Here is a 2,378-nt window from a genome sequence, read left to right as displayed (position 1 = left end):
CATATAAAATATGCACGAAAAATAAATCAAAATTAAAAAGTACAAATTAATGAAGTGATTATTGATAAAAATAGTTAATAATTGGTTAAACAAAATATATAACTCGTTTATAAATTTATAGAAATGAACCATTATAAATCTCCTCTTAAATATTGAAAAAACCATTGGCAGTGGACATACTTTAAGACTATATATTTCTGAAACTAGTTTCACAATACAAATATTGACATGCAATTATTAATTGGTGGATTTTAAGTTGACATCTACAAAGGTTAATGTTAGAATACATTCAAAAATATATTTGAATGAGGTGTTTTATGATTCAAAATATTGTTACTTCAATAATCCTGTATTCTGGGACAGCCGTAGACTTACTTATTATCCTAATGTTATTTTTTGCCAAAAGAAAAAGCAGAAAGGACATTATTAACATCTATTTAGGACAATTTCTAGGCTCTGTTAGTCTAATATTCCTAAGTTTGCTTTTTGCATTTGTCTTAAATTATATTCCTAGTAAAGAGATTTTAGGTTTACTCGGTTTGATTCCAATTTTCCTAGGCCTCAAAGTTTTGCTTTTAGGAGATTCTGATGGAGAAGCTATTGCAAAAGATGGTTTGCGAAAAGACAATAAAAACTTGATTTTTCTAGTCGCTATGATTACTTTTGCAAGTTGTGGCGCTGACAATATTGGTGTCTTTGTCCCATATTTTACCACCTTAAATTTAGCGAATTTGATAGTGACTTTACTTACTTTTCTAGTCATGATTTATCTCTTGGTTTTTTCTGCCCAAAAATTAGCACAAGTCCCTTCTGTTGGAGAAACTTTGGAAAAATATAGCAGATGGTTTATTGCCGTTGTCTATTTAGGATTGGGGATGTATATCCTGATTGAAAACAACAGCTTTGACATGCTATGGGCTGTGTTAGGCTAGGAGAAAAAATTATGAAAAAAGATAGTATCTGTCAAGTGGATGTTATAAATCAACAAAATGTTACAACCGCAACGAACTACCTTGAAAAGGAAAAAGTCCAAAAATCACTTCGCATTTTATCAAAATTTACCGATAATAAACAGATAAATATCATCTTTTATCTCCTTGCCATCGAAGAACTCTGTGTCTGCGATATAGCCTGTTTATTAAATCTCAGTATGGCATCTGCCTCCCACCATCTTCGTAAACTAGCCAATCAAAACATCTTGGACACTAGAAGAGAGGGGAAAATTATATATTATTTTATAAAAGATGAGGAAATCAGAGATTTTTTTAATCAACTAGGATAACAACTATTTTTACTACTTTTCCATGATTATAGGGAGATTATATATGAAATTTTTTGATGAAAATTACTCACAAGAAATACCTACTCGTATTAAATGTTTAAGAAAAAAGTATAATTTAAAGCAAAGCGACCTAGGTAATGCAGGTCAAGTTAGGCAAATTGAAAAGGGAGAAATTTGAAAGAATTTGTATCTTTTATTTTTTGTTTCATTTATGCCCTATGCTACTGGAATAGTTAGTAGTCATTTCATGAATCATACGGCACAGCTCTTTTATGGACTGATCGTTATTGTTTCAACGGTAGCAAACTGGTTTTTACATAAAGTAATTGATAAACCCAATATGGATCAGAAAGAATTACTTGAAGCTACCGCACAATATAGAAAGTTATTGATACCTGACCTAATAATTAAAGGAGTGGGATTGATTCTATCCTTAATTGTCTATCCTCCGATTATGATGTATAGTGTTTTAATTGCGGCATTTTACATCATAACTTTAAAAACACTATCTGAAAAAAGAGTGAATAACTAAAAATTGTTGACCGAAGTTAGGTGTATTATTTTAATACTTACAGACCTAAACTATTCCCTTATTTATAATTTATTGATTCATATTTTATGAAATTACTAAGTAGATATCGTTTTGAAAAGCCTTGCTATTACGTTATTTTTAGTCCAACTGAAACCCATACTTTCCAAACCAGGTCTTAAGAAAGCTCGTAAAGCTAGCCAGTTCTCTAAACGTTAATTCGTTGCTGGACAGCAGAATACAAACGAAAACACTTTGCATCTTGCAAGGTGTTTTTTCTATGAGAACTGGCGGTGCGCAATTAGGATAGCTCTAGCGACTTTAGTCGCGTAGAGATATGCTATGCACAGTTGCCCCAAGAAAACAAGCGAAGCGATGTTTGATTGGATGGCAACCACTGCACTCAAAACGTTAATCAACACGATTATATCAACGTTTACAGACATTCAAGAATTTTCTCTTGGATGTCTTTTTTTGTTCAAAAAACTAAAGTTCACCCCAAAATTCACCCCAAGTTCACCCTATTGCTTTTTGAGACTTCTAAAGGCTATTTCTCCTGCTGTTTGA

General features: G+C 31.8%; 4 protein-coding genes and 1 pseudogene. All 5 read left to right on the top strand.

Features of this window, described 5'->3' with window-relative positions; all coding sequences use genetic code 11:
- Positions 1–317 precede the first annotated feature (317 nt).
- On the top strand, positions 318–932 hold the full coding sequence (locus H7T97_RS10165; protein WP_002911684.1) for a CadD family cadmium resistance transporter: 615 nt from the start codon (positions 318–320) through the stop codon (positions 930–932).
- 11 nt (positions 933–943) lie between these two features.
- Positions 944–1,282, top strand: a complete 339-nt coding sequence (gene cadX, locus H7T97_RS10160; RefSeq protein WP_114866545.1) for a Cd(II)/Zn(II)-sensing metalloregulatory transcriptional regulator CadX — start codon at positions 944–946, stop codon at positions 1,280–1,282.
- Positions 1,283–1,325: 43 nt separating this feature from the next.
- Positions 1,326–1,460, top strand: coding sequence for a hypothetical protein (locus tag H7T97_RS10380; RefSeq protein WP_023024363.1), 135 nt, complete (start codon positions 1,326–1,328; stop codon positions 1,458–1,460).
- Between the two features lie 69 nt (positions 1,461–1,529).
- Entirely contained in the window at positions 1,530–1,814 is a 285-nt protein-coding gene (locus H7T97_RS10155; protein WP_241672573.1) for a hypothetical protein, read from the top strand.
- Between the two features lie 108 nt (positions 1,815–1,922).
- Positions 1,923–2,030: pseudogene (locus H7T97_RS10445) on the top strand (30S ribosomal protein S9); the annotation flags it as partial.
- Positions 2,031–2,378 lie beyond the last annotated feature (348 nt).

The sequence above is a fragment of the Streptococcus parasanguinis genome, assembly GCF_016648925.1.
Lineage (GTDB): Bacteria > Bacillota > Bacilli > Lactobacillales > Streptococcaceae > Streptococcus.
The sequence above is the reverse complement of the archived record's forward strand: the minus strand, read 5'-3'. Positions and strand labels throughout refer to the sequence as shown.